Source organism: Actinocrinis sp. (genome assembly GCF_035946395.1).
GTDB lineage: Bacteria > Actinomycetota > Actinomycetes > Streptomycetales > Catenulisporaceae > Actinocrinis.
Map to the genome: position 1 here is coordinate 51,888 of NZ_DASYZI010000060.1, position 6,395 is coordinate 58,282.

General features: G+C 68.6%; 7 protein-coding genes. 4 read left to right on the top strand and 3 right to left on the bottom strand.

The window, feature by feature from the left end; all coding sequences use genetic code 11:
• Window positions 1–18: 18 nt before the first annotated feature.
• A complete protein-coding gene (locus VGS97_RS04015; protein WP_326851806.1) occupies window positions 19–612 on the top strand; it encodes an isoprenylcysteine carboxylmethyltransferase family protein in 594 nt (197 codons plus the stop codon).
• A gap of 55 nt (window positions 613–667) precedes the next feature.
• Here VGS97_RS04015 and VGS97_RS04020 read toward each other — a convergent pair whose 3' ends face one another.
• Complete coding sequence (locus tag VGS97_RS04020; RefSeq protein ID WP_326851807.1) at window positions 668–1,120, bottom strand: VOC family protein; 453 nt, start codon at window positions 1,118–1,120, stop codon at window positions 668–670.
• 100 nt (window positions 1,121–1,220) lie between these two features.
• On the opposite strand from VGS97_RS04020, the gene VGS97_RS04025 reads away from it, so the two are divergent.
• Together VGS97_RS04025 and VGS97_RS04030 are read left to right on the top strand one after the other, a co-directional pair.
• Window positions 1,221–1,787, top strand: coding sequence for a GNAT family protein (locus tag VGS97_RS04025; RefSeq protein ID WP_326851808.1), 567 nt, complete (start codon window positions 1,221–1,223; stop codon window positions 1,785–1,787).
• 172 nt (window positions 1,788–1,959) lie between these two features.
• On the top strand, window positions 1,960–2,739 hold the full coding sequence (locus VGS97_RS04030) for a GntR family transcriptional regulator (protein ID WP_326851809.1): 780 nt from the start codon (window positions 1,960–1,962) through the stop codon (window positions 2,737–2,739).
• A gap of 124 nt (window positions 2,740–2,863) precedes the next feature.
• On the opposite strand, the gene VGS97_RS04035 is transcribed toward VGS97_RS04030, so the two are convergent.
• Window positions 2,864–3,841 carry a mechanosensitive ion channel family protein gene (locus VGS97_RS04035; protein ID WP_326851810.1) on the bottom strand — a complete coding sequence of 326 codons (978 nt, stop codon included), beginning with the start codon at window positions 3,839–3,841 and terminating at the stop codon, window positions 2,864–2,866.
• A 386-nt stretch (window positions 3,842–4,227) separates the two neighbouring features.
• On the opposite strand from VGS97_RS04035, the gene VGS97_RS04040 reads away from it, so the two are divergent.
• Window positions 4,228–4,821 carry an HNH endonuclease gene (locus tag VGS97_RS04040; protein ID WP_326851811.1) on the top strand — a complete coding sequence of 198 codons (594 nt, stop codon included), beginning with the start codon at window positions 4,228–4,230 and terminating at the stop codon, window positions 4,819–4,821.
• Between the two features lie 57 nt (window positions 4,822–4,878).
• On the opposite strand, the gene VGS97_RS04045 is transcribed toward VGS97_RS04040, so the two are convergent.
• On the bottom strand, window positions 4,879–6,144 hold the full coding sequence (locus tag VGS97_RS04045; RefSeq protein ID WP_326851812.1) for an IS110 family transposase: 1,266 nt from the start codon (window positions 6,142–6,144) through the stop codon (window positions 4,879–4,881).
• Window positions 6,145–6,395 lie beyond the last annotated feature (251 nt).

A 6,395-nucleotide genomic window follows, 5' to 3' on the forward strand; every position in this document is an offset into this window, starting at 1 on the left:
AGGGAGTGATGAGCGAAGATGGCGCGTACCTGGAGCCTGATCGTCCGCAACGTCGTGTTCACCCTGGTGGTGCCGGGGTTGGGCGGCGTCTGGGCGCCGTGGCGGCTCGCTGCGCATGATGGGCACTCCCCGGCCGTGACCGCGTGGGAAGCGGCACCGGTGATCGCGGCCGGGGCGGCGCTGTACGTGTGGTGCGTATGGAACTTCGCGGCGGTGGGTCGGGGCACTCCGGGGTTGTGGGACGCGCCGACGCGGGTTGTTGTGGCTGGCCCGCACCGCCGGGTGCGTAATCCGATCTACATCTCCGCGCTGCTTGTCGTGTTAGGAGAAGCGTGGCTGTGGACGTCCCTGCGTGTATTGGCGTACGCAGGGGCGATGGCGGTCTTCTTCCACCTGTTCGTCATCGGCTATGAGGAGCCGAGGCTGGAGCGGCGTTTCGGGGACTCCTATCGGGAGTACCGGAACGCGGTGCCGCGCTGGATCCCGCGTCGGGGGCGGGTGGCGCTGCGTCGCGGCCGGCCGGGTGGGCGTGCGCACTCGCACGGAAGCGGGAATGGGCGTACGCATAGGCATGGTGCCGCTGGTGTCCCGCGCCGGAAGTTCGTCGCATAAGAAAGTTGGTCAGTCGCGCTGGGCCCTGACCGTGGGGCGCACGGGTGAGTGCAGGTCAGTCGCGCACGATGGACGTTCCGCCCCACTCCTCCGGCGCGACGTCCGCGAGTGTCTGGGAGAAAGTCCACTGGTGACCGGCCAGGTCCTCGGCGTGGTACTGGCGCTCGCCGTACTCGAAGTCCGTCGGCTCCATCGTGATCCGCGCGCCGTTGCGCCGGGCGCGTTCACAGTGCGTGTCCACGTCGTTGACGCGCACCATGACGGAATGCGTGGCCTCGCCCGGGCGGGGCGGTCGGCGGTCGTGTCGCACGTCGCCCACGATCACGGCGCCGTCACCGAATGCGAGCTGCGCCCGGTGGTCCTCGCCGATCCGGACACGTTCGGCGAAGCCGAACGCCGCTTCGAGCCAGGCGACCGCGGCGCGCACATCGGGATAGATCAGGACCGGGATCACCGTCGCTGAGGGGATGGAGCGGTTGGACTTGGGTCCGGGCACGGGCGCGGGCACGGCAGCCTCCGTTGATCGTCGCGCGGCTGCGGGTTGGACGTCGTGCGCTCCGGGCGGGCCGCGCGGTGCGGGCGAGTGGGCACGTCGGTAAGGTGCTGGCATGAGCGAGGTTATCCGGCTGCGGCCGGTGGTCGAGTCCGATCTGCCGCTGCTGGAGCGGCTCTACGAGGATCCGGTGGACGCCTCCGAGTTCGGCTTCTACGGCTACTCCGGCACGGGGCGCATGCGCAAGCGGTTCGACGAGGGGTTCATCAACGACAACGGCGGCAAGCTCGCCATCGTCCGCGACGGTGCGCCGGACGAGGTGGGGGAGTCCGGCGACGTCTACGTGGGGGACGTCGGCTGGCACCGCATGGTGACCGGGCCGAAGTCGTTCAGCTGGAACATCGGCATCGGCCTGCTGGCCAGGGAGCGCGGGAAGGGGTACGGCACGCGGGCGCAGCGGCTGATGGTCGAGTACCTGTTCTTGCACACGCAGGTCAACCGGATCGAGGCGGGCACCGAGATCGCCAACATCGCCGAGCAGCGGTCGCTGGAGAAGGCCGGCTTCACCCGCGAGGGCGTGTTGCGCGGCTCGTGCTTCCGGGGCGGGGCCTGGCGCGACATGGTCTCGTACTCGATTCTGCGCGCTGATGTGGATCTCGGCGCGCCGGGCCGGGGTGTTTGAGGAGCGGGGCCGGCACGGCGCGTCGCGTTGGTCGAGGCCTGGGTCTGATCCGGCAGAGTTCTGATGGGTGTTGGACGCAGGGAACTGCGTTCGGGGTTATCATCGCGTCGTCCAACGCACAGCCTGAGCCGATCAGACATGAGCCGATCAGACACTGGCAGGGGGACCCGGCGTGCCCGCGCGTTACCGGCAGATCGCCGACGAGCTGCGCCTCGCGGTGGATCGGGGCGAGTATCCGGTGGGCTCGGTGCTGCCCTCCGAGGGTGATCTGGTCAGCCAGTACGGGGTGGCGCGCGGGACGGTACGGCAGGCCGTCGCGCTGCTGGAGCAGGAGGGCGTGGTCGCGACCCGGCAGGGTGCCCGGCGTACGGTGGTCGGCTCGGTGCCGACGCAGAGCTTCTCCGAGATGCAGAGCTTCGCCATGTGGGCGGTCAGCCAGGGCCACGTGCCGACCGCGCGGGTGCTGCACGCGGGGATCCGCCGGGTGACGGTCGCGGACGCGCAGCGGCTGAACGCGCCGACCGGCGCTGAGGTGCTCGACTTGCAGCGGCTGCGGCTGCTCGACGGCGCACCGGTGATGGTGGAGCGGACGCTGTACGCGAGCACCGTCGCAGACCACATACTCGCGATGGATCTCACGTCGGGATCGGTCACCGAGCGGCTCACCGAGTTGGGGTTCCTGTACGCGCATGCCGACTACCGGATCGACGCGGTAACCGCCGGAGTGGCGGAGGCGGACCTGCTCGGCGTGCGGCGTGGCAGCCCGCTGTTGCGGCAGCGCCGGGTGACCACCGCGCCGACCGGAATCACGCTGGGATGGTCGGACGACCGGTACCGCGCGGATGCGGTGACGATCAGGGTGTGCAACTCGGCGTCAGCGAACACGCTGGCGCGGTTGTCCGTGCGCAGGCCGGAAATAGCACGTGCGCCGGGATTGAGCCGTATGGTATAAGAAGTCTTATTATCGGGTAAATGCTGCCGATCGGGTGAACGTTACGCCGTGTCGTGCGCTATTGCATGGCACTTAGAGCGTTTCGTCATTACTTCTACTACTTCTACTATTTCTATTGCTTCTGTTACTTCAGAGAGGCGACCTGTACCTCGGCGGTGTCTAGTGCGGACTTGAGCCTGGCACGCAGCTCGCGTGCGACCTCGAAGTCCTTCTGCGGCGCGGTTCGCGCTTGTATTCGGATGACGACGTACGCGCCGTCCAGCGACTCAAGGCCGACCACCATCGGCTTGCCCTCGAAGAATCGGTCACGCCACGCCTCGTCGGCGTAAAGCTCCTCAGCGGTCAGCGACATGATCTCGCGCGCCCTGGTCACGTTCTCGGTGTATGCGACGGGCACGTCCACCACCACGCGTGACCAGCCCTGCGACTTGTTGCCGACCCGGGTGATCGAGCCGTTGCGCACGTACCACATCACTCCGTCCACGTCGCGCAGCTTGGTGATGCGCAGGCCGACCTCCTCGACGGTGCCTTTGGCCGTCCCGGCGTCGATCACGTCGCCCACGCCGTACTGGTCCTCGAAGATCATGAAGATGCCCGAGATGAAATCGGTGATCAGGCCCTGTGCGCCGAGGCCGAGCGCCACGCCGACCACCGAGACGGAGGCCAGGATGGGCGTGATCGGGATGGTCAGCACCGAGATGATCATCAGCCCGCCGACGGTGAAGATGATCGCGCTGGACAACGAGCGCAGTACCGAGCCGATCGCCTGGGTACGCTGCCGGGTGCGCTCTCCCGCCATCAGGCCGGCGCCGCCTAGCAGCCGGCCGGTGCGGCCTTCGGCCGCCTTCGCCGCGTGGTGCACGACCCGGTTGATCGACCGCTTGGTCAGCGCACGGAGCACCAGGCAGGCCGCGACGATCGTGCCGATCTGCGCGCCGTGGCTGATCAGCAGGGAGGCGTGTATCGAGAACCAGTGACCGACGCTGTCGGCGGTCACCGGCTCCTGCGACGGTCCGACGGAGGGCGACGGCGCGGCGAGCTTGGCGGGGCGGTTTGCGAGAAGCGTGAGGGCCGTGGGTACCGGAGAGGCGAACGCGGACAACGTCCGGATCATCCTTTCGGGCGAGAGCGGATCAGGACGGTCCGACGTTAGCCCAATCGTGCGGTGCCGACGGCCACCGGCCGGGCACCTGGCCCGATTCATGGTGTTTAGTCGGGAACCTCCGGTGACCAATCGGCGAATTCCCGCAGGTCGCGTGGAAACAGGGTGGCGCGGGAACAACCCAGACAGCCACACTTGATACACGCCCGACGACGGGCGGCCGCGGTCAGGCTTGGCAAGCCTGCTGCTCGGCGGATGGGCCATGGTTCCGTCATGGCCGTACCGCCCGCAGGGCTCGACGCCTTTCGAGCATCGCGCCACCCTCCCGTCGGGTACCCGGAGCCCGGTGCGAGCCACGCGCCGGGCGCTGATAGGAGGAGGCACCCGTGCCACACTCGCTGGTCCTTAACGCTTCCTACGAGCCACTCTGTGTCGTCCCGCAGCGGCGCGCGGTGGTCCTCGTCCTGAGCCAGAAGGCCGTCACCCTCGAAGAGACCGGCGCCCCGCTGCACGCGGCGGCGTTCCAACTGCCGGCCCCCTCGGTGGTCAAACTCACCCGTTACGTCCGGGTTCCGGTGCGCCGCGGCGTGCCGCTCACCCGACGGGCCATCTTCGCCCGGGACGCCGGGCGCTGCGTGTACTGCGACGCCCCGGCGACGAGCATCGACCACGTGATCCCGCGTTCGCGCGGGGGTCGGCACGCCTGGGACAACGTCGTCTCCTCCTGCCGCAGGTGCAACCACGTCAAGGCCGACCGGCCGCTGATCGAACTCGGCTGGCGGATGAAACGGCAGCCGGTCCAACCGACTGGATCCGCTTGGCGGATCCTCTCCTCGGGAAGGACCGATCCGCGCTGGATGCCGTATCTCAAAGGGTACGGAGCCGATGTGGACCTGCTGCCGTTCGAGCCATACGGGCCGGACGGCATCGTTGTCTCTGCGGTCGCTTCGGCCGCCAAGGTCAAGCGGCTGGCTGCCTGACCTGACACGAAGATGAACGGAACCCGCAGCTTAGGAGGTGGCTGGTCGTGTGTGTGGTTACGCTGCGATCGGATCGAATCGGACGGTCAGCCCGAGGGCGTTGGCTTGTCTGGTGATCTGGCGTATGGCTCGGGCCGGATCGTGTCGGGTGAAGTAGTGCGCGCCCAGGTCCTGGTGGGGGATCTTGCGGGTGAGCACCTGCCAGATCGCGATGACGAGCTTGTGCATGACCGCGACCAGGGCGCGCTGGCGGCCGCGGCGCGCGGCGATGCGCCGGTAGTAGACCGTGTAGTAGGAGTCCCTCTTTTTGATCGCGGCCATCGCGGCGACTCCCAGGATGCGTTTGAGGTTGGCGTTGCCGTGCCGGGTGTGCCCGGACTTGGCGACCCCGGCCGACTCGTGCATTCCCGGGCACACCCCGATCCAGGAGGCCAGGTGCCCCGCGGTGGCGAACGCGGTCATGTCCCCGCCGGTCTCGGCGATGATGACCTCGGCGGCGGCGCGCCCGATCCCCGGGATCGAGTCGAGGCGGGCGATGTCCTGGTCGTGTTCGCGCACCAGCGCGGCGATGCGCGCGTCCAGGGCGGCGACCACCGCGGCCAGGTGGTCGATCTGGTCGAGGTAGTGGCGGCACATGAAGGCGTGGTGCTCGGTGAAGCTACCCTGCAACGCCTCGATCAGGGCCGGGATCTTGCCCCGGGCGGTGTGCACGGCCAGGTCGGCCAACCGGGCCGGGTCCCGCTCGCCGTCGATCAAGGCGTTCAGGATCCGGCGGCTGGAGACGCCGACCACGTTGGACAGGACCGCGGTCAGCTTCATGCCGGTGTCCTCCAGCTCCTTCTCCAGGCGCTGAACCTCCCGGCCCCGGTCGGCGGTGACCTCGGTGCGCCGGCGGGTCAGATCGCGCAGTTCCCGGATCGAGCGCGCCGGCACGAAGGAGGCCAGCACCATTCCGGAGGCGGCCGCCCGCGCCAGGAATGCCGCGTCCGACGGATCGGATTTGCGCCCGCGGATGCCGCGCAGGTGCGCCGGGTTGACCAGCATCAGGTTCAACCCGGCGTCCTGCAAGGGGTAGAACACCGCCCGCCAGTAGTCCGAGGTCGCCTCCAGGGCGACCACCTCGACCCGGCGCTCGATCAGCCAGTCGCGCAGGCGGCGCAGCTCGCGCGGGATCGTGTCGAACCGCTCGGTTTCCAGCTCCCAGCGCCCGGAGCGGGTCGGGTTCGGGGTGCGCGCGCAGGCCACCACGAACCGCTTGCCCACATCCACCCCTGCGGCACGCAGGTAGAGCACCTCATCGTGCGCTTCGGATTTCGTCGTCACATCCGCTCCCGCAGTCAACCGACCAGGACGGGCCGCCCGGAGGGGTCCAGGGAAGTGAAGAAACTGACACACGTGTTCTCGCGGTCAAAACCGACCGCCCGGACACAAACCGTAGTCCCGCAGCAGACCCCCATCGCCATTCTGACATCCGAGCTCGCAAGGCATCACAGTTCAACCGGCTTGCCGGACGACCCAGCCCCATCTTCCCGCCACCGGGGAGCCCGCGCAGCGGACCGGAGATTCTGACATGA